Below are 19,799 nucleotides of genomic sequence, written 5' to 3'. Positions count from 1 at the left end.
TTCTATTGATAAATTGGAAGCTGATAAAAAAACTATATCGCGTCTCTGACGTTGTTTACAAAAAATAAACCTGTCCGAATATGGTCAGGTTATTTTTATTAAATATAGTGTTTTAGGTTTTGTTTATATTTCAATTTGCTTTTCTATTCTATTTAATAGCCGTTCATGGGTTGCTACTTTTTCAGTTAGGTAAGCCAGGTCACTTTCAAGATTTCGGGTATTTTTATGGGTCGCTTTGACCATGGTGTAAATGTCTTGGGTAGAGTGTTTCTCTAAAACGGTGATTCTATTTTTTATTTCATCTAAATCTTTTTTGACATCTCTAAATCCTTCCTGGATTAGCTGTGCCAATTGCAAATTGTCCATATACCCGCCTCCATCCCCAATATTTTGAGGGTTAATCTATTAAATTATTATACTACATTTTCTGTTCTCTATCACCTTAGTCTTTTATTTTGAGGATATTGGATTAGGGCTAGATGGTAGTAGTGCAACCAAAGATGTATCATTGGGCATATAGTCAGGTTGCTATGTTATGCTATCATCAATGACTTCAATGGGAGAACTGTGTAGATTTTTTTATCTTGTAAATAAGGGAAGTGTCTAGATGAATTTCACGAATGATCAAATAATAGAGTTAGCAAAAAAACATGGAATTGAGATACAGGAGGGTTCATTAGATAGGAATGAATCGGGTCTTGATTTTTTAGTTGTTATGGCAGTTGAAAGGAATGGTGAGCAATGGGTGTTGAGAATCCCGAGGCGACCAGATGTGATTCCGACGGCTAGGAAAGAGAGAAAGATTTTGGATTTGATACAAGGAAAACTCCCCATTCAAACACCAAAATGGGACGTTTTTTCCGACGAATTGATCGCGTATAAATTATTAAACGGGGTGCCTACGGGAACGATTGATCCGGATGCAAAAGCGTATGTGTGGGAAATTGATGAAAAACATGTACCAGATTCCTTCAATGAAACGCTAGGCAACGCCTTAGCAGATTTACACAGTGTATCACAACTTGAGGCAGAACGAGCTGGCCTTTCTGTTTTAGCTCCTGAACAATTAAGGGACTCAATGCGGGCAAGGATGGAGAAAGTAAAGGACGAATATGGTGTAAGTGAGGAGCTTTGGAGCAGGTGGCAAAAGTGGCTAGAAAATGAAGAGTTATGGCCAAAGGAATCTGCATTTATTCATGGAGACTTGCATGCAGGTCATATTTTGATAGATGAATCGGCATGTGTCACAGGCTTTATCGATTGGACCGAGGCTCGAGTAGATGATCCGGCCCATGATTTTGTTGTGCATTTAACAGCCTTTGGTGATAAAGCATTGGAAGCTCTAATCGAATCCTATCGGGTAGCTGGAGGTTATGTATGGCCATACATGAAAGAACATATATATGAACTCACCGCTTCCTATCCAGTTGCCATAGCAGAGTTTGCCAAAAAATCAGGTTTGGAAGAGTTTGAAATCATGGCAAAGCAAATGCTTGGAGTTATGGATTAAATTGGGGTGTAAAAAATGGATAGTGCTAAGCACTGTCCATTTTTCAGGTTAACCATTTTATTAGTTTTTCCGTAGAAGAATGTATATCAAAATATAGAAGCTATACAGAACAGAAGAAGCCTGATAACCCCATCAGAAGAAAGGTTCTCGATTTTGAGCTGAATGGATAGTCACAATTGTAATGTAATATTCTTTGTGGTAATAGCATTGTTTGCACTGATACGATTGTAATGCTCTCTTGTCGTCTCTTCAAAGGAAATGTCGATGATTTCTTCTGTTTTATTATCAAAAGTAATATCAATCAACACACCAAACTCTCTTTCGTCCTCTTTTAACCATAATTTGAACTTCTCAGTTGAGGTAGTTGACTCGGTATCCCTACCAATATGTTGGTAGTCGATAATGTCTGCATTTGGGTATTTCGCCTTTGTCTCTTTCATTGCCACTTGCCCCCATTTTGCGTAAGGAGGGACTTGTGCATCAATCCCCGTGGTTAAAAATACGAATTCAATCCAAAAAAGAATGAGAATAGATTTAACTAGCTTCACGGCATCCACCTACTTTTTAATCTTAGGTTATACATAACGCCACGTTATATTCACGTTTCTTTTGTGCAATCCACTTAGTGGGGAGTGTGTTTATCGGGAGATAGTCAAAAATAACAAACATATGTTCTGTTTATGCTATAATGAAGTGACAATAGAGTAGGAAAGTCGAGGGTGTCATACATCCCCATAGGAAGGGGTGGTGCTGTGACGGTGTTTGAAGCATTAATGTTTGCATGTGCTTTTACAAGTTTAGTTCTTGCTGTTTTATCATTTAACCAAAAAAAATAACCCGCCCAATAAAGTAGCGGATTATTTTCATTTAAAAAAGCTGTGCCCTTGAAAGACTGCCTATTGTACTGGCCATTTGGTGTGACAGCACCAAATGGTCTTTTTTATTTTATGTGGAGAACTACTGTAATTATACCTCTGAGTAACTATTATGTCACCAAGAAGACCTTAAGTTCACCTGTAATTTTCAGAGAGAAAGAAGGACTTTTAAGCCAGTGACATTCAAAAAAAGGGTTTGCGCCAAACTTGGGCGAAAACAATATAGGAAACTTAACAATAAGGGAGTGAAAGTATGACCCAGACGCCACTGCTTAAGGGAATGGAAGGTGTTTTTATTCCGGTCAAGGACCCTGATAGCTCAGCAAGATGGTATGGAGAAATGCTAGGTTTTAAAATTCTCTATATTGAGAAAGAAGCCGCTGTGATGCAAATAGGAGAAGAATCACAGACGGTGGTATGTCTCGTTCGAACAGTTAATTATCAACCAATGAAGTTTCCGGAAAATCGATTTGGTGTAGGCAAGTATTACAACTTCATCCCTCAAAATTTTGAAGAGACGTATAAAATCCTTTTGGAAAAGGGAGTAAAGGTTGGGCAAATTGGTGGAGAAGGTACTAGTATGTATTTTACCTTTTATGACCCAGACGAAAATCCTCTGGGTGTTTGTCAATGAATAAGAGGTGTATCCAGCAGAGATCCATCAAATCCGGATATTACTCGGAAATTTGGATAACTTTAAAAGGTAGGGAATCAACCAAACACAAAATAAGGCAATTTGTTCATTGACCGTGGTTTATACAACTGGTTGAAAATATGCTCTTAAATCTGGAAATCGGATGAGAGCATTTTCCATTGAGAAAGTAGCAATATTTGGACATTTTGGAACTTTACGGAATCATTGGCGTATGCTATAGTATAGGAGAAATTTATTTAGATAAGGGAGTATGTTGTATGTTAGGTGTCGTTCTTAACTAATCCATCAAATTGGATATTTTCATTCCAGTGGATTTTGTTCAGATTTTTAAGAGAACAAAGTCTTATTTAACTATGGAGTGAAGTTAAGAACAATGGTCAAAACATGCATACTATCCTTAACCGATTGTAGCTGTGTACCTTTATGTAAACGGCTTTTTATTTTGGTTAAAAATAGTGGAGAAAACAAGCAGTTTTTTATAATGCTTGTTGACTTTGAGCCGCGTTGACATTGTTCAACGCGGCTATTTTTATTTTTCAGGAGGAAACAAAATTGAACAATCATACGTTTAAGGTATTGGAATTTGGATTGATAAAAGAAACCATTGCAGGCTATGCATTGACTGCATCCGGTAAAAAAGAGGTTCTTAAGCTCGAGCCGTCGACAAATGTAAAGCAAATTGAGGGTTGGTTGGATGAACTCTCTGAAGCTGTTAAGATTATGAATATATCAACGAGTGTACCGGTTCACGGTTTAGAGGGGATGGATCTTTTATTGCAGAGCTTGAATAAGGGGGTGGCCCTTCGGCCTGATCAGTTTTCAAAACTAGCTGAGTTTTTGGATAACTGCGGCAAAATGCGAAGGTTTATGAAAGATAAGGAGTGGACGGCACCACAAGTGTCGAGTTATATCTATTCCATTGAAGAGCTTCCGGTATTGGAAGAAGAAATTGTTCGCTGTATTCGTAATGGTGGAGTAGACGATTATGCGAGCAAAGAACTGTTAAAGGTCCGGAAACAAATATCCATTCAAGAAGATCGCCTAAAAGAAAAAGTACTGCAAATGGTGCGGTCAAGTAAGCTAAAGCCAATTTTACAGGAACAGGTGGTTAGCCAACGGGACGGACGATATGTCATTCCTGTTAAAAAGGAATACCGAAATAAAATCAAAGGGGCTGTCCTTGATACTTCTGCATCTGGTTCAACACTTTTTATTGAGCCGGAAGAAATCTCGTTGTCACAAGAGCAATTATCTTGGCTAAAGGCAGAGGAGGAGGCAGAGGTCCAAAAAGTTTTATTTTACCTAACAGGACTTGTAGAAGAAAAAGAGCCCCAAATCCGACTTGCCGTGGAAACAATGGTTCATTATGATGTTTTGTTTGCGAAAGCAAAGTACAGCCGCGCTATCGATGGAAGGAAGCCGTGTGTTAATGAGACCCACTATATTCGATTAGTGGAGGCACGACACCCGCTGCTTGGTTCGCAGGCCGTTCCACTCACATTCGAGTTAGGAAGCCCTGAACACGCCCTTGTGATTACCGGACCGAACACTGGCGGAAAAACGGTTACGATTAAAACGGTTGGTTTGTTGACGTTAATGGCACAATCAGGTTTACACTTGCCAGTAGCAGATGGCAGTTCGATTAGCGTTTATCAAAACATTCTGGTCGATATTGGCGATGGTCAAAGCATAATGGAAAATTTGAGTACCTTTAGCTCCCGGATTGTTAACATCATTGAGATTTTAAAAGAAACAAATGACCGAAGTTTGGTGCTCTTAGATGAGCTTGGTTCTGGAACAGATCCAGGTGAGGGAATGGGTTTGGCGACGGCGATTCTAGAACAACTCTATGCGAAAGGTGCCACCTTACTAGCGACGACCCATTATAGTGAAATCAAAGAATTTGCCGACCAGCATGAAGGATTCATCAATGGATCAATGGAATTTGATTTAAATAGCTTAAGGCCGACCTATAAGCTTCAGATTGGCAAGGGTGGGGAGAGTCAAGCGTTTGCGATTGCCTTAAAGCTTGGAGTCCATCCGAAGTTAATCCAAAGAGCACATGAAATCACGTACAAAGAGAAAAAAGTCTACCTTAGTGATGAAGAAGACCTAGCTGCTAAACGTGAGAAAGAAAAGCAAATCATTGTGAATCGGCACCAGCAGCGAGCGAAGAAACATGCTGTCACCAAAGAAAAGCTTCCCTCTTTTAATCAAGGTGATAATGTAGTGATTTCACCTGAGAATCTAATTGGAATTGTTTATAAAGGACCGGATGAACAGGGAAATTATCTTGTCCAAGTAAAAGGGGAAAAGAAAGTCTATAATCATAAACGCTTAAAATTAAAAATTGCAGCGAGCGAGTTGTACCCTGAGGATTATGATTTTGATATCATCTTTGAGTCGGTCGAAAACAGGAAAAACAAGAAGTTACTTTCACGTAAGCATGTCGATGGGGTAGCGATTTTTCACGAAGAGTGATGCAAGGGGAGTTATATCGAGTTTTCGTATGACTCCCCTTTAATAAAAGTTACATATTAAAATTATGGTTAACTAATAAATTCATTCAATCCTTAAATTTTGCGAAGCTTGACAACGATGAAACAAAATAAAATCAGCTCCATAACCCTGGAGCTGATTCATAATCATTTTTACTTGTGGTCAATAATTTCCCAATAAGATGGTTTTACGTTGTAATCTGTATCGAAGACAAATGGTGCGTCAACGCCAATTCCATCATTGTATTGTTCAGCACGGTCATTTAACCAAGTGTGGTTATCAGCAATTCCCCAGAATGTGACAGAGCTGATTTTATCGTCTAATTTCTCGTACAGTTTAAATAAATCATCGTAACGTGTTGCTTGATCTAAAATGCGTTCTCTTGGAATTAAATCATAAGTTTGGAACGCAGGTTTTGGCGGCCAGCCGTAAAGGCTAACATCTAGCTCAGTAATTTGGTTATCTAAACCAAGACTAGCAAACATATTGATGGAGTCTTCAATTTCTTGAAGGGAAGGCCAACCAATTTGGATATGTGCTTGATGTCCAACCCCGTCAATTGGAACACCTTGGTCTAATAAATCCTTCACTAGATTATATAAATGATCTCTTTTTGGAGATACTTCAGTATTGTAATCATTGATGTAAAGTTTAGCGTCCGGTCCAGCGTATTTTTTCGCCGTTTCAAACGCTATTTTAATATAGTCTGTTCCAGCGATTTTGTACCAGTTTGAATCTCTCAAACCAGTACCATTAGCACCTGGTCCGTCATCAATAACTTCGTTAACAACATCCCAAGATGTTACTACGTCACTGTACCTTTGGACAATGGTGGCTACATGGTTTTCAACGCGCTTTAAAAGCAACTCTTTATTTGCCTCGCGTTTTGCTGGGTCAGTCTCGTTAGCCATTTGCTTGCCTTCTTTATCTAGGAAGAACCAATTTGGTACTTGGCTATGCCAAATGAGGGTATGGTAACGGACATCCATATTATTTTCTTTTGCAAACTTCATAATTTTATCTGCCTGTTCGAAGTTGAATTCGCCTTCACTAGGCTGTATATACATTGGCTTCATGGCGTTTTCAGCAACAATGCTATTAAAATGACGCTTTAATACTGCTGTATCAGTCGTACCTTCTAATTGATACGGCTCAACAGCTGCACCAATATTGAATGATTTTTTGTATCTTTGGTCTAGTTGTGGGACTTCTAATGCATTCAGACTTGGTTTATTTGTGTTTGCAGCATCTACACTCGAGATCCCTACAGGTAATAATAAGGCTAAAGCTAATCCAGAAATAAGCGGTTTGCGTAATACTTTTAGCATGGTTTAATCTCCTTTTTTACAAAAGTATTTTTTGATATTTTTTCTGAAAAAACTCTAATAAACCTCCTCTTAATAGATTTCTAGTCAGTGATACAGAAGAGAAAGGGCTTTCATTTTAGGATTTAGCTGTTTCGCTGACCTCGAAATGAGTATATCATCAGCAACTTTGTTTATCTACTGGCTAAACAAAGAATTTTGACTATTTTCAAAAAACAGTTAAATGGAAATAGGGAGAAATACACAGTGTTATGGAAACGCTCTCATTCAGGTGGTTCAAAAGGAGTATCATATCGAGAAAATGTATACAGTGTGAGGGAAGCTAAACTCTCTAAAAGAAATTGGATTTAATCCAATTCCTTTATCGTTTTTACAATATTTCTTTTTGTCTCTTCTAATTTATTTTCATCTTCGGTGTGGGTTTCTCCATCTTCTATATAGAAGTCTGCAAAGTTTTGTCCTACATATCTCGGAACTACGTGCATATGAAAATGAGTTAATTCATCAAAAACTCCACCGTTTTGACAAACGGTAATTCCATCAGGATTAAACCACTTTTTTATTGCTTTTGAGAGAATCTTCGATGCTTTAAATACCGAATTTGCCGTATTTTCATCAAGTTCATCCCAGTAGCGAACATGTTTTTTAGGTAAAATCAGAACGTGTCCCTCGTTATAGGGATTGTGGTCTAAAATGCAACAAACATAATCGTCTTCAAACACTACTTTAACAGCCTCTATTTTATTTGCTAAATTACAACCTAAACAGTTCATTTAGGGTACCTCCTTTTAATCTCGCACCATAGAAAAATGTATACATTACAAAGTAGATTGTATCATTGAGGTCAAAAATCCAACAGGCTATTCCGTATTTTCTTGTGTATCGTAATCTTGGACAATAGTGATATAATATGTGAATAATTTAAAATACCATTTTATTAAGAAAAACTTAGCTACGATAAGAGAAAAGACTGGTTCGTATCTGTGATAGTTAATACCATCATTTATTAAAATTTCTAAAGAAAGTGAGTATCCCAACATGAATATGAAAGCGCTTTTTAATGATGGCTGGGAATTTGCCAAAAGTAGTTTAGAAGTAACAGATCGTTCCGATTTGAAATATGAGCCGGTGGAGTTGCCTCATGATTGGCTTATCTATAATACATTAGATTTATATGAAAACAGTATCGGTTGGTACCGTATAAGGTTTACTTATAAGAAAGATGACCGGATTTGGACTGGTTGCACTATATGAATCTCTTACAAAAAGTTTATATGAAAGAAGAAGGGGAGAAAGGTGAAAAAGTACTTAATAATATTTACAAGTATTCTTGCATTCTATTTTATCATTCAATTTGTCTCTGGGTGGATTCTAACCGTTACATATAAACCAGACCTCCCAGAAACATGGAATTCAAGTGCTTATTTATCAAATGAAGTTGTATTTGGGGGGAGCCCAGTAGTTCCGGTTGTTGCTACTGTTATTTTGGCTGTATTGGCTTATCTCATAACGAGAATGGTTAAGAGGTTAAAAGGAGAATAATTCTACATAAAAGTCAAAAAACCACCTACTTTAATTAGGATCAATTTGTCTAAGGAGAGGTTAGCATGGAGTCTGAACGTTTAAGAATTTTTGATGAAGACAGAAATCCGATTGGGACTGCAAGCCGTGAAGACGTACATAAATTTGGATATTGGCATGTGGTTTTTCATTGTTGGCTTATTAGCAAAGAAGTAGGAACAAATTATATTTATTTACAGCTTCGTAGTGAAACAAAGAAAGATTACCCCGGAATGTTTGATATAACCGCTGCAGGACATCTACTTGCAGACGAAACGGTGCGTGATGGAGTTAGAGAGATTAAAGAAGAAATAGGAATTGATTTGAAGTTTGAGGAGTTAATTCCATTAGGCATTTTTGATTACAGTGTTGTTAGAGAGAACTTTATAGATAAAGAAATTGCTAACGTCTTTTTATATAAAACAACTAAAAACCTTGAGGATTTCAATCTCCAACTAGAAGAAGTTGCCGGAATAGTGAAAGCAGAATTCAATGAGTTCATGGCGCTTTGGTTAGGCAAAAAAGAAAATATAAAAGTTAGTGGGTTTAGAATAGACGGTGAGGGAAAACGAATTTTGTTGAATGAATATGTTGGAAAAGAACGGTTTGTTCCGCATCAACCTTCGTTTTACCAAGAAATAAATAAGACGATTAAAGAAGTTCTTTTAGGGGGATAAATTTGCTGAAGTTAAAGGAAATCAACCAAGATAATTGGTTAGATGTGATACGACTTTCTAGTGGAGAGGACCAAAGAAATAAGATTTTTGAACAATATATTGCCTCCAATTGTCTCTCAATTGCTCAGGCCAGTGTAACAAAAGATTGGATCACTAAGGCAATATGTAATGATGAAACTTTAATTGGATTCACTATGTATGGATATTCGAGGGAACTTAAAGGATATGAAATTTGTCGGTTGATGGTTGATTATCACTTCCAAGGGCAAGGTTTTGGGAAAGGAGCATTACAGCTTATTGTTAGAGAGATGCAGATTCAATATGATTGTAAAGAGATACTTATCTGTTTTATTGCAGATAATCTGAAAGCTATGAATCTCTACGATTCTTTTGGTTTTGAGAATACAGGGAAAATGATCGAGGGTGAAGTTATTTATTCTTTAAAATGTTTATAGCTATATAATTTATAAACGGGCGATCCTTCAAATTAGAAGGTCGCTTTTCTTTTTGAAAATCATTTTTGCTAAGGCTGTTTTCGTAAAGATTGTTGTTAAAATCCAAAAGCAGATTTTAACGCAAGGTAAAGGATTACGTACGTTATAGTAAGTTTGCAAGCTCTTTTCTCAAGAATAAATAGCTATATTGCGTGAAGCTTCATCTATCCTATTTTGTATCCAAAAACAACAAAGTTTGAGAAAAGAGCCTTTGCTAAAGAATAATTTGGCTTAGGGAAACCGTCCTTATTCCTTGTATTAAGTTCCACCAAATAGAAGCGTTAATGTATATTTTTGGTATCTGTAATGGAAAATAACCCTAAAACGTTAAGGGGATTAGAAATGGACCTAATTAAACCGATTAACATTAAGGTGGAAAAGCTAAGTCCTGAACAACCATTGACGTCCGTAGAAATGGGAAAACTTTGGGTGACATATGTAGGAAACAGTATGACAAAAGGCATTTTACAATATTTTCTAAATAACGTGAAGGATGAGGATATTAAAGTATTACTGGAAAATGGCTTGCGTCTTATTGTGAATTTTATGGGAACCGTCGAAGACATCTTTACAAAAGAAAACTTTCCTATTCCTATCGGGTTTACAGAAAAGGATGTAAATTTGGATGCACCACGGTTATTTGAGGATGAATTTTACGTTCATTATTTAAAATATACTGCCAAGGCTGGAATGAGTATTTATTCGTAGCGATTCCTCTGGTGATGAGAGATGATATTCGGCAATTTTTTATACATTGTAATACATGCACAACAAGATTAATAGGGCAGATTAACAACGTATTAATGGGGAAAGGTTATATCATTAAACCGCCTGAACTTCCTATTCCCAAAAAAGTGGATTTTGTGAAAAAACAAAAGTTTTTGAATGGGTTTATCGGTGATGTACGCTCTTTACATGCGCTAGAGGTAACTCATCTATATGATAATATGGAAAACAACATCACTAGTAAAGCACTATTGATTGCTTTTAGTCAGGTTGCTGGTAAGGATAAAATTAGAGAGTTTATGGAAAGAGGTAAGCAAATTACCGATAGGGCAGTCATAAACTTTGAAGAGAAGCTCCATCAAGACAATTTGCCATCTCCCTCACTAATTGATCATTTAGTTACGCCTTCCACAGATTCACCTTTTTCAGATAAGCTTATGCTGTTTCATAAAGTGGATATATTTTCCATTAAGATACGAAACATGGGAAATTCGATGGCAGTAAATGGGCGGAGAGATATTGGGACCATGTATCTAAAATCTCTTTCAGACTTTGCCTTATTTGTCGAAGATGGGGGAAATATATTGATTGAAAACGGTTGGATGGAACAACCTCCTACGGCAATTGACCGTGAATAGTTAACCTCAAAGTAATTAAAAATTGTAAAAAGAAGAAATGGCCTTCAATTACGTAGAAGCCATTTCTTTTTCATCCTATTTTTTCCTTAAAATACGATATCCGTTTTCAACCTTTTCAAAGCCAACTCGTGGATAGTATTCCATTGCAACTGGAGATGACAGTAGCAATAACGTGACTTCATCGGTAATTTGTTCTTGTACTAGACGGATTAACTCCTTTCCTATACCCTGTTTTTGATATTGTTGGTCGACGGCTAGGTCTGATAAATAGCAGCAATAACTAAAGTCGGTAATGGCTCGGGCTACGCCGACAAGTTTGTCGTGAACCCGAGCGGTAATGAGGAGATCACCATTCTCAATCATTCGCTTCAGGCGCGGCAAATCATCAATTGGCCTCCTAATCCCTGAATTCTTAAACACAGTTGATAATTCCTTAGGGGTAATTTGTTCATTTAACTTGTAGATAATTTGTTGCTTCGCTTGCTCCCCAGAAGTATTCATCATTTTATCATCCCTTCTTTTTTATATTTCGAATTATAAGGAAATTCTGGTATTCTCAAAAGGGTCAGTTATAATGAATTTATCCATGCCAGTTTTCTAAGGGAGGAAAAACTTTATGATGGAAATGACAATTGTATTGGACCATGACAGGGGGGACCCATTATACCTTCAACTCTATCAATCTATAAAAAAAGAAATACACGTGGGAAAGATTGAGCCGGGGGTTAAATTGCCATCTAAACGAAAACTTGCGCTCCATTTAGAAATCAGTCAAACGACCGTTGAAACGGCGTACGAGCAATTGCTGGCTGAAGGATACGTTGAGAGTATACCTAGGAAGGGAATCTATGTAAGAGAGATAAATAATGATTTGTTCACAAATGTTAAAGAGGTATTTAATGATGAAAGAATGGTGGTTAGTAAGCCTTCTGATTCTTTCCATATTGATTTTAGTCATGGGAAAATCGACTTAGATGCATTTCCCATATCGATTTGGAGAAAGTTGAGTGTTCAAAGCCTCTATCATGAGGAAAGTGCATTGTTTTTAAATGGCGACCGTCAAGGAGAAGGTTCGCTAAGAGAAGAGTTGGCAGACTATTTATATCAATCAAGGGGAGTAAGGTGTTCGCCTGAGCAAATCATTGTAGGAGCAGGGACACAATATTTAATCTGCTTGCTAACGTTGATCATCGGGCGAGAGCTGGTCTTTTCAATGGAAGAGCCAGGGTTTCATCGGACGCGGGAGGCATTTAAGGATCAAGGAGTTATGTTAAAACAAATTCCCCTAGATCAAAATGGAATAAACATCAAACTGTTATATGAAAGCGAGGCAGAGGTAACTTATGTGACACCTTCGCACCAATTCCCAATGGGAATGGTAATGCCAATTAATCGTAGGATGGAATTGTTACAATGGGCAAAAGAACGGGAAGGATATATTATTGAAGACGATTATGATGGGGAATTTAGGTATAAGGGAAAGCCAATACCCTCCCTTCAAGGTTTAGATACAAATGGACGGGTCGTTTATTTTGGGACTTTTTCTAAATCTTTAATCCCATCCATTCGAATTAGTTTCATGGTTCTACCGATGCCCTTACTAGAAAAGTATAACCAACATTTTTCCATATACAAGCAAACTATTTCCCGTTTACACCAACATACGCTTGAGCAATTTATGAAAAACGGACATTGGGAGAGGCATTTGAATAAAATGAGGACCGTTTATCGTAAGAAACAACAAGTACTTATCCACTCTATTAAAAAATATTTAGGAGACCATGTAGAGGTAGTGGGCGATGATTCAGGGTTACATATTTTATTGAAAGTAAAAAATACTTCTTCTGAAACAGAGCTCATCGAACAAGCAGCAAAATTTGGCGTTAAGGTTTACCCTACTTCTGTTTATTATGAGAATGGAGACTCCAGCCTAAATCAAATGATTTTGTTAGGCTTTGGTGGCGTATCCGAAGCTGAAATTGAAAAAGGAATTCAACTGCTTGGCGATGCATGGTTCGGTGCCTTATGAATAGAACGAGGAGGAAAAGATGTACGTAAAAAAAACGTTAAAGGTTATAGGATGGATTCTTTTACTGTTGATTCTTTTTATTTACCTTAACAATAGTCCATTATTTGTGAAAAGTCCAGAAACCCAACCTACTTTACTTGCTCATCGGGGAATGGCGCAAACATTTAGTATGGAAGGTATTGAGTGGGATACTTGTACAGCTGAACGTATCTTTGAACCAGAACATCCTTATATTGAGAATACACTCCAATCTATTAAAGCGGCTTTTGATGCGGGCGCGAATCGGGTAGAATTTGATATTAAACGTACAAAGGATGATCAATTTGCGGTTTTTCATGATTTTGAACTTGCTTGCCGAACCAATGGGAAAGGTTCTCCCTCTGATTACACGATGGACGAATTAAAACAGTTGGATGTGGGCTATGGGTATACGGCTGATAATGGTCAGACTTTTCCTTTTCGTGGGAGAGGGGTCGGATTGATGCCGTCCATCACGGAAATATTATCACAGTTTCCAGAAAAGGAACTTTTAATTCATATTAAAAGCAGTGAGAGTGGGGACGGAGAACTCTTAGTTAGGTATCTAGAAGAATTATCAAGTGAACAAGTGAAATTAATCACCGTATATGGAGACAATGAACCAGTTGAAATATTGCAAGAAAAAATGCCAGAACTTCGGGTAATGTCGATGAATACAATGAAAAGTTGTATGATTTCTTATCTAAGCTTAGGATGGACAGGATATATGCCAACACAGTGTGAGAACACGCAAATCCATCTTCCGGAAAAATATGCTCCGTTTATTTGGGGCTGGCCAGATAAATTCTTGAAGAGGATGGAAGCGGTTAATACAAAGATTGTCATTGTTGCCGGTGATGGGGGCTGGTCGGAAGGGTTTGATGAGAAGAAAGATCTAGAGCGACTGCCTTCTCCTTTTAGTGGGGAAATATGGACAAATCGAATTGATAAAATTGCGCCTCTAAATAAAAATTGACTTCTAAGAAGCAGTATAGATTACCGCAAATAGAGCAGGAATAGGAGCCAAACTATTGTTGGCTCCAATTATTTTTAGAATGTATTGGCTAAATCTTTAGCTCGAGCAATGGCATTTTCTTTAATTTCTTCTGCTTTATCAGGCATTGCATTGTGCCCCTCAACAAATAATCCTTCAAAAGACGGAACGCCAAAGAATTGCATCATAATATTCAAATAACGGTGCCCCATTTCCATTTGGGCTGCTGGACCTTCTGAATAAATTCCTCCACGTGCTTGAATATGTAGAGCCTTTTTATCACCCAACAAACCGACTGGACCTTGTTCCGTATATTTGAAGGTTTTCCCCGCAACTGCAACAGAATCAATATAGGCCTTCATGACAGGGGGGAACGAAAAGTTCCACAACGGGGTGACGAAAACATATTTGTCCGCGGAGACAAATTGTTCACTTAGTTCGGATAACCGACCTACTTTTGCTTTCTCTTCGGATGATAATTCCTCAAACCCCTGACCAGTACGAAGTTTTCCCCAACCGCTAAAAACATCAACATCAATTTGAGGGATATCTTCCTTATATAGGTCGACAGTAACGATTTCATCTTTAGGGTTTTTTTCTTTGTAGGTGTCAATAAATGCTTTACCTACTGCCATACTGTAGGACATGGTGTCATCATGTGGATGAGCTGTGATATACAATACTTTTGCCATGTTGCACGTCCTCTCTTTTTAATTAACGAGGATAGTTTGTGCAGTTAAATCATCTCTATACTTTGAAAGGGTTCACTTTACTCAAAAATTTTGCTAAGAAGAAGTACATAAAAAAGGAATGTAAAAGAATTACATTCCTTTTTTATGTATTATTCTGTTTTTTCAATCGTGTAAGGGTTTCCACTAAGACTTTTCCTAATTTCATCGGTTAAAACAAAGGGTTCTACATTTGCTCCCGTTTGAGAGGCGCCAATGTTTTGAAGGCTTCCATCAAAATGTACTGGTTTGTTCTCCATAGGTATTTTCACCTCCATCAATAGTAGCATATTCATTATTTTACTAATTATTTAGGTCTTTTGACAGATATTTTTTGAATTTAGGGATATTTTTAAAAAAAGAGTTTTGGGGCAACCTCCATTTCCCTTTAGAACCTAAAACGTTTGTATAATTAGTAATTTCCTAATTTGTCTATTAAAAGCTTTCTACTCTCATAGAATGTTAGAAAGATAGTAGAAAGAAGGTGAGAGGGTGCTAAACAATTTAGATGTTCAATATAAGAATGACATTTTAGAGACGATTATTGATAGTGCCTATGAATGGATTGTTGTCGTCAACACGGATGGCAATATTGTCTATATAAATAAAAACTATTGTCAGTTTTTAGAGATTAACCCAGATGATGCGATTGGTCAGCATGTTACCGAAGTAATCGAGAACTCGCGCATGCATATTGTCGCACAATCAGGAAAGGAGGAAATCGCAGAGCTGCAATACATAAAGGGGAATTACATGATAGCCAATCGAATTCCCATTTTTTCAGAGGGGGAGATCATTGGGGCGTTAGGTACGGTTATTTTCCGTGATACGAAAGAGTGGAATAAAATGAGCTCTCATATAAAAAGCTTGATGCCCAAACTACAGACATATCTACAGGATTTGGTAGATAATAATGGTGCTAAATATACTCTACAAGACATTAAAACAGTCTCCCAACCAATTATTGAGCTGAAGGAAAAAGTGAAAAATATAGCATCTGGTGATATTTCGGTTTTAATTAGGGGAGAAAGTGGAACTGGAAAAGAACTTTTTGCACATAGTATTCATCAGTTAAGTCCAAGAAGTCATCAACCGTTTATCAAAGTGAATTGTGGTGCTATTCCGGAGCATCTGTTGGAATCGGAATTATTTGGGTATGAAGAAGGGGCATTTACCGGAGCAAAAAAAGGCGGAAAAAAAGGGAAGTTTTTGTTAGCACATGGTGGCTCAATTTTTCTAGATGAGATTGGTGACATGCCACTCAATATGCAGGTAAAGCTCCTCAGAGTTTTACAAGAAAAAGAAGTAGAGCCTGTAGGATCTGTAAAACCAATTCCTGTGAATGTACGGGTTATTGCGGCAACGAATCGCCCGTTGGAAAAAATGATTGAAGAAAAGAGGTTCCGTGAGGACTTATTTTATCGAATCAATGTGATGACACTGAAAGTTCCTGCACTACGGGAACGGCAAGAAGACATTAAGCATTTAACAGACTTTTTTCTTGAAAAAATCTCTAAGCGGACAGGAAAACGAATTACAAAGATAAATGAAGAAGTGAGAAAGGTTTTTGCCCAGCATAATTGGCCTGGGAATTTACGCGAATTGGAAAATGTCATTGAGGCGGCCGTCCACCTAACAGAAGCTGACAAAATCACGATTTCTTCCTTGCCTGAATCATTAAAAGGCGACCCACAAGTATTAATCGGACAGCTTTCATTAAAAGAAATCCTTGAGGAGACAGAAAAAAGAATTATTAAGAGGACATTAGAGCAGTTTCACCAAGATAGAATTGAAGCCGCTAAGGCACTGGGAATTAGCAAATCAAGTATGTACGAGAAAATAAAAAAATTCGCGCTTGGAACTGAGGATTGACGGAAGTTCCAGAATTCTGGAATACAGTCCAGAGTTCTGGAATTTTAGTTTATGCTTTCGTATAAAGGTTATTGGATAAGAAGGAACCTTATATTCCAGAATTCTGGATGTAAGAAAATGAATAGAGAACATTCGACGACAATTTAAGCCCTTTTTCAGTTTGGCACAGTATTTGCATATAAAAAGTATGTACAAATGGGTAGACAAGGAGGTGTACGAAAGCGTTTGCTGCTTAAGTGTAAAACGGTCGTTTGACTTAAGGTAAAGGGGGAAATACCATGCTAAGCATGATAGGTCTTATTGGGGGATTAGTTCTTTTAATCTATTTAACTATGAAAGGAATGAATTTGCTAGTAGCCGGTCCGTTATGTGCATTATTTGTGGCGGTGTTAAGCGGTCTGCCGTTGTTCCCACAACAAGTCGGCGCAGGAGAGGCTAATTTAATCACCAATTATATGGGGGGATTTTCAGGCTTTGTGACATCCTGGTATTTAATGTTCTTGCTTGGTAGCATTTTTGGCAAGGTGATGGAGGACAGTGGAGCTGCAGATAGTGTATCAAAATGGGTCGTTGAAAAACTAGGGATGAAGCATGCTGTACTTGCAGTGGTCGCGGCTTGTGCCATTTTGACTTATGGTGGAGTTAGTTTATTCGTCGTGGCTTTCTCTGTTTACCCGATGGCATTGAGTTTATTTAAACAAGCGAACTTGCCTCGTCGATTTATTCCTGCGGCCCTTGCTCTTGGATCGGTCACCTTCACGATGACCTCTGCTGGATCTCCAGAAATTCAGAACTGGATTCCAATTGAATTTCTTGGAACGACTCCATATGCTGGCTGGGAAGTAAGTTTAATTATCGCTGTCTTTATGGCGGTGTTTGGATACTGGTGGCTAAAACGTATGATAAAAAAAGCAATCGCGAAGGGAGAAACCTTTGCGGCACGAGAAAATGACCCAGTTGTTGAAAGTAAAAAGCTGCCTCATCCGGTTACAGGCTTAGTCCCATTGCTTGTTGTCCTTATTATTTCATTTGTTTTTCATGATTCCTTGATGCAATCTGCCTTAATCCTTGCCCTTTTAGGTGGAGTCATTTCTACCTATTTATTGAACAGGAGTTATTTTAAATCTTTCTGGAATGCTGTTTCTGATGGGACAATGGGTGCACTTGTTGCAATTGGGAACACTGCCGCTGTTGTTGGATTTGGTGGGGTGGCCAAAGTCGTTCCGGCTTTTCAAACTGCAGTTGACGCGATGACAAATATCCCTGGAAGTCCACTCATTGGTGGCGCGATTGCTGTAAGTGTGATTGCAGGAATGACAGGTTCGGCCTCTGGTGGGCAGGCGATTGCACTGCCACTATTAGCACCACATTATATTGACATGGGGGTCAACACAGAAGCTTTGCATAGAACGGTGGCCATTTCTTCAGGAGCGCTTGATTCTTTGCCGCATAATGGCTATGTCGTGACGACCATTCGCTCGATTTGTGGAGAATCTCACCAAGATGCATATGGTGCAGTCTGTGCCTTAACGGTTATCATTCCGTTAATTGGCTTGGCGCTTGCGATTGTTTTGTTTTCATTAGGGTTAGGGATCTAAAATTCGGAAGGATGGTTAAACGTGGTTGAGCATAAGGTCGTTTTTATCACAGGAGCTGCAAGGGGAATTGGCTATGAAATTGGAAAAGCATTTGCAAAAAACGGAAACGTTGTCGTGTTAAGCGATCTAGATGAAGATGGGGTTGAAGAAACGGCCGATTCCCTAAGAAATAAGGGAATGAAAGTAATTGGGATGAAGTGTGATGTGACGAATGAGGCTCAGTTAAAGCAAGCTTTAGATAAAACAGTTGAGCAATATGGCAGGCTCGATGTTCTCGTTAACAATGCTGGTCTGCAGCATGTTGCAGCAATTGAGGATTTTCCGAAAGAAAAATATGAGCTGCTGCTGTCCATCATGCTGACGGCACCTTTTACGGCCATCAAACATGTCTTTCCGATTATGAAAAAGCAGAAATACGGTCGCATAATTAATATGGCATCCATTAATGGATTGGTCGGTTTTGCGGGAAAGGCGGCTTATAACAGTGCAAAGCATGGTGTGATTGGCTTAACAAAGGTTGCTGCTCTTGAGGGCGCAGAGTATGGAATCACCGTGAATGCTGTTTGTCCGGGGTATGTTGACACACCGCTTGTCAGAAATCAGATGGCCGATTTAGCTAAGACAAGAAATGTGCCATTAGAAAGAGTTCTTGAGCATGTCTTGTATCCACTTGTTCCACAAAAAAGATTATTAGACGTGGATGAAGTGGCTCAGTATGTGTTGTTTTTAGCGGGGAATCACGCAAAAGGAATTACTGGTCAAGCGTGTGTGATTGATGGAGGATATACTGCTCAGTAATTTATAGATAGATAGAAGAAACTAAGAGAGTTAATTAGGATACTCATAAGAGGTGCGGTCATGCACCTCTTTTAATTTGAAGAAAAAATAAGGTTGAACCTTTATACGCTATGATTAGAGCGTGTAAAATAAATAGTAAAAAGGGCACAAAAAAGAAAATACATATACATAATATGGTTATTGTAAACTATGGGTGTATATTCGAGTACCGCTACAAATGGCCCCCCCATCCTAGTTAAGTATTCCTTGTTTAGTAAGAGGCCATACTCCAACGAAGGAAGTATGGCCTCTTGTGTTGAACAAGTTTAAGTGAGGATAAACCAAGGTCACCAAATCGGTAGCTGAATTGGTCATTGACCTGAATGCAGTACGTTCGTTGCACTTAATAAATTGCCATCAGGATCCTTAAAGCCAAATCCTCCTAACCCATTCTCGGGATGGATATTTAGTGTTCCAACATGAATGTTTTTCTCCTTTAACCAATAATAGAATTCTTCTAACTTGGGAGTATAGAAATCAATTATGCTATGTATAATTCCATTATTCGTATTTGTAAAAGAAGTACCTTGAGCTTCTTCCGTTTGAACTAAGTAGAAGGTGGGAACTCCTTTTGCCTTAAATGTAAGCATCGCATTTTTTTCGCCTTTAAATTCAAGCTGAACACCAAGAATATCAATATAAAATTCAATCGATTTCTCTAAATTGGTAACGGGTATTTCAAGTGTAGCGACATGTGAAATAAAATGAGACATTCATCTTTCCTCCCCTTTGGTAAATTGTTCCTGCTATTTTTATTTTACACT

At 38.0% G+C, this 19,799-nt stretch carries 22 protein-coding genes; 14 read left to right on the top strand and 8 right to left on the bottom strand.

Going from position 1 to position 19,799, the window contains the following annotated elements:
• Positions 1-123: 123 nt before the first annotated feature.
• Positions 124-366 carry a hypothetical protein gene (locus tag LG336_RS17690; RefSeq protein WP_404328804.1) on the bottom strand — a complete coding sequence of 81 codons (243 nt, stop codon included), beginning with the start codon at positions 364-366 and terminating at the stop codon, positions 124-126.
• 241 nt (positions 367-607) lie between these two features.
• Between LG336_RS17690 and LG336_RS17685 the strand changes: the two genes are divergently transcribed.
• Positions 608-1,510 carry a macrolide 2'-phosphotransferase gene (locus tag LG336_RS17685; RefSeq protein WP_404328803.1) on the top strand — a complete coding sequence of 301 codons (903 nt, stop codon included), beginning with the start codon at positions 608-610 and terminating at the stop codon, positions 1,508-1,510.
• 170 nt (positions 1,511-1,680) lie between these two features.
• Here LG336_RS17685 and LG336_RS17680 read toward each other — a convergent pair whose 3' ends face one another.
• Positions 1,681-2,058 carry a YqzG/YhdC family protein gene (locus LG336_RS17680; protein ID WP_404328802.1) on the bottom strand — a complete coding sequence of 126 codons (378 nt, stop codon included), beginning with the start codon at positions 2,056-2,058 and terminating at the stop codon, positions 1,681-1,683.
• A 580-nt stretch (positions 2,059-2,638) separates the two neighbouring features.
• Here LG336_RS17680 and LG336_RS17675 point away from each other — a divergent pair.
• Positions 2,639-3,019 (top strand): VOC family protein, encoded by a 381-nt coding sequence (locus LG336_RS17675; RefSeq protein ID WP_404328801.1) that lies wholly within the window; start codon positions 2,639-2,641, stop codon positions 3,017-3,019.
• A gap of 573 nt (positions 3,020-3,592) precedes the next feature.
• Positions 3,593-5,521, top strand: a complete 1,929-nt coding sequence (locus LG336_RS17670) for an endonuclease MutS2 (RefSeq protein WP_404328800.1) — start codon at positions 3,593-3,595, stop codon at positions 5,519-5,521.
• 170 nt (positions 5,522-5,691) lie between these two features.
• On the opposite strand, the gene LG336_RS17665 is transcribed toward LG336_RS17670, so the two are convergent.
• Together LG336_RS17665 and LG336_RS17660 are read right to left on the bottom strand one after the other, a co-directional pair.
• Positions 5,692-6,867, bottom strand: coding sequence for an endo-1,4-beta-xylanase (locus tag LG336_RS17665; RefSeq protein ID WP_404328799.1), 1,176 nt, complete (start codon positions 6,865-6,867; stop codon positions 5,692-5,694).
• 344 nt (positions 6,868-7,211) lie between these two features.
• Positions 7,212-7,637, bottom strand: coding sequence for an HIT family protein (locus LG336_RS17660; RefSeq protein WP_404328798.1), 426 nt, complete (start codon positions 7,635-7,637; stop codon positions 7,212-7,214).
• A gap of 265 nt (positions 7,638-7,902) precedes the next feature.
• On the opposite strand from LG336_RS17660, the gene LG336_RS17655 reads away from it, so the two are divergent.
• The 6 genes from LG336_RS17655 (at position 7,903) to LG336_RS17630 (ending at position 10,959) form a co-directional block, all read left to right on the top strand.
• Positions 7,903-8,118: a hypothetical protein gene (locus LG336_RS17655; RefSeq protein WP_404328797.1), complete on the top strand. Its 216-nt coding sequence runs from the start codon at positions 7,903-7,905 to the stop codon at positions 8,116-8,118.
• Between the two features lie 42 nt (positions 8,119-8,160).
• Positions 8,161-8,406 carry a hypothetical protein gene (locus LG336_RS17650; protein WP_404328796.1) on the top strand — a complete coding sequence of 82 codons (246 nt, stop codon included), beginning with the start codon at positions 8,161-8,163 and terminating at the stop codon, positions 8,404-8,406.
• Between the two features lie 65 nt (positions 8,407-8,471).
• A complete protein-coding gene (locus tag LG336_RS17645) occupies positions 8,472-9,101 on the top strand; it encodes an NUDIX domain-containing protein (protein ID WP_404328795.1) in 630 nt (209 codons plus the stop codon).
• A gap of 2 nt (positions 9,102-9,103) precedes the next feature.
• Complete coding sequence (locus LG336_RS17640; protein ID WP_404328794.1) at positions 9,104-9,556, top strand: GNAT family N-acetyltransferase; 453 nt, start codon at positions 9,104-9,106, stop codon at positions 9,554-9,556.
• A gap of 381 nt (positions 9,557-9,937) precedes the next feature.
• A complete protein-coding gene (locus tag LG336_RS17635) occupies positions 9,938-10,303 on the top strand; it encodes a DUF3231 family protein (RefSeq protein ID WP_404328793.1) in 366 nt (121 codons plus the stop codon).
• Positions 10,304-10,458: 155 nt separating this feature from the next.
• Positions 10,459-10,959: a DUF3231 family protein gene (locus LG336_RS17630; RefSeq protein ID WP_404328792.1), complete on the top strand. Its 501-nt coding sequence runs from the start codon at positions 10,459-10,461 to the stop codon at positions 10,957-10,959.
• Between the two features lie 75 nt (positions 10,960-11,034).
• Here the strand turns inward: LG336_RS17630 and LG336_RS17625 are convergent, their stop codons facing one another.
• A complete protein-coding gene (locus LG336_RS17625) occupies positions 11,035-11,463 on the bottom strand; it encodes a GNAT family N-acetyltransferase (protein WP_404328791.1) in 429 nt (142 codons plus the stop codon).
• A gap of 112 nt (positions 11,464-11,575) precedes the next feature.
• Here LG336_RS17625 and LG336_RS17620 point away from each other — a divergent pair, with 112 nt between their 5' ends.
• Together LG336_RS17620 and LG336_RS17615 are read left to right on the top strand one after the other, a co-directional pair.
• Positions 11,576-12,988 carry a PLP-dependent aminotransferase family protein gene (locus tag LG336_RS17620; protein ID WP_404328790.1) on the top strand — a complete coding sequence of 471 codons (1,413 nt, stop codon included), beginning with the start codon at positions 11,576-11,578 and terminating at the stop codon, positions 12,986-12,988.
• A 19-nt stretch (positions 12,989-13,007) separates the two neighbouring features.
• The gene (locus LG336_RS17615) at positions 13,008-13,982 is read left to right on the top strand and encodes a glycerophosphodiester phosphodiesterase family protein (RefSeq protein WP_404328789.1); all 975 of its coding nucleotides are present in this window, start codon (positions 13,008-13,010) and stop codon (positions 13,980-13,982) included.
• A gap of 74 nt (positions 13,983-14,056) precedes the next feature.
• Here the strand turns inward: LG336_RS17615 and LG336_RS17610 are convergent, their stop codons facing one another.
• On the bottom strand, positions 14,057-14,692 hold the full coding sequence (locus LG336_RS17610) for an FMN-dependent NADH-azoreductase (protein ID WP_404328788.1): 636 nt from the start codon (positions 14,690-14,692) through the stop codon (positions 14,057-14,059).
• Positions 14,693-14,841: 149 nt separating this feature from the next.
• Complete coding sequence (locus LG336_RS17605; RefSeq protein ID WP_404328787.1) at positions 14,842-14,988, bottom strand: hypothetical protein; 147 nt, start codon at positions 14,986-14,988, stop codon at positions 14,842-14,844.
• Between the two features lie 232 nt (positions 14,989-15,220).
• Here LG336_RS17605 and LG336_RS17600 point away from each other — a divergent pair, with 232 nt between their 5' ends.
• The 3 genes from LG336_RS17600 to LG336_RS17590 all read left to right on the top strand — a co-directional run bounded on the left by LG336_RS17600 (position 15,221) and on the right by LG336_RS17590 (position 18,996).
• Positions 15,221-16,600, top strand: coding sequence for a sigma-54 interaction domain-containing protein (locus LG336_RS17600; protein ID WP_404328786.1), 1,380 nt, complete (start codon positions 15,221-15,223; stop codon positions 16,598-16,600).
• A 278-nt stretch (positions 16,601-16,878) separates the two neighbouring features.
• The gene (locus LG336_RS17595) at positions 16,879-18,198 is read left to right on the top strand and encodes a GntP family permease (RefSeq protein ID WP_404328785.1); all 1,320 of its coding nucleotides are present in this window, start codon (positions 16,879-16,881) and stop codon (positions 18,196-18,198) included.
• A gap of 21 nt (positions 18,199-18,219) precedes the next feature.
• The gene (locus tag LG336_RS17590; RefSeq protein WP_404328784.1) at positions 18,220-18,996 is read left to right on the top strand and encodes a 3-hydroxybutyrate dehydrogenase; all 777 of its coding nucleotides are present in this window, start codon (positions 18,220-18,222) and stop codon (positions 18,994-18,996) included.
• A gap of 350 nt (positions 18,997-19,346) precedes the next feature.
• Here LG336_RS17590 and LG336_RS17585 read toward each other — a convergent pair whose 3' ends face one another.
• Positions 19,347-19,748: a VOC family protein gene (locus LG336_RS17585; protein WP_404328783.1), complete on the bottom strand. Its 402-nt coding sequence runs from the start codon at positions 19,746-19,748 to the stop codon at positions 19,347-19,349.
• Positions 19,749-19,799 lie beyond the last annotated feature (51 nt).

Origin of the sequence: Mesobacillus maritimus (assembly GCF_044803185.1) — a bacterium.
GTDB classification, from domain to species: Bacteria; Bacillota; Bacilli; order Bacillales; family Cytobacillaceae; genus Mesobacillus_B; species Mesobacillus_B maritimus_B.
The sequence above is the reverse complement of the archived record's forward strand: the minus strand, read 5'-3'. Positions and strand labels throughout refer to the sequence as shown.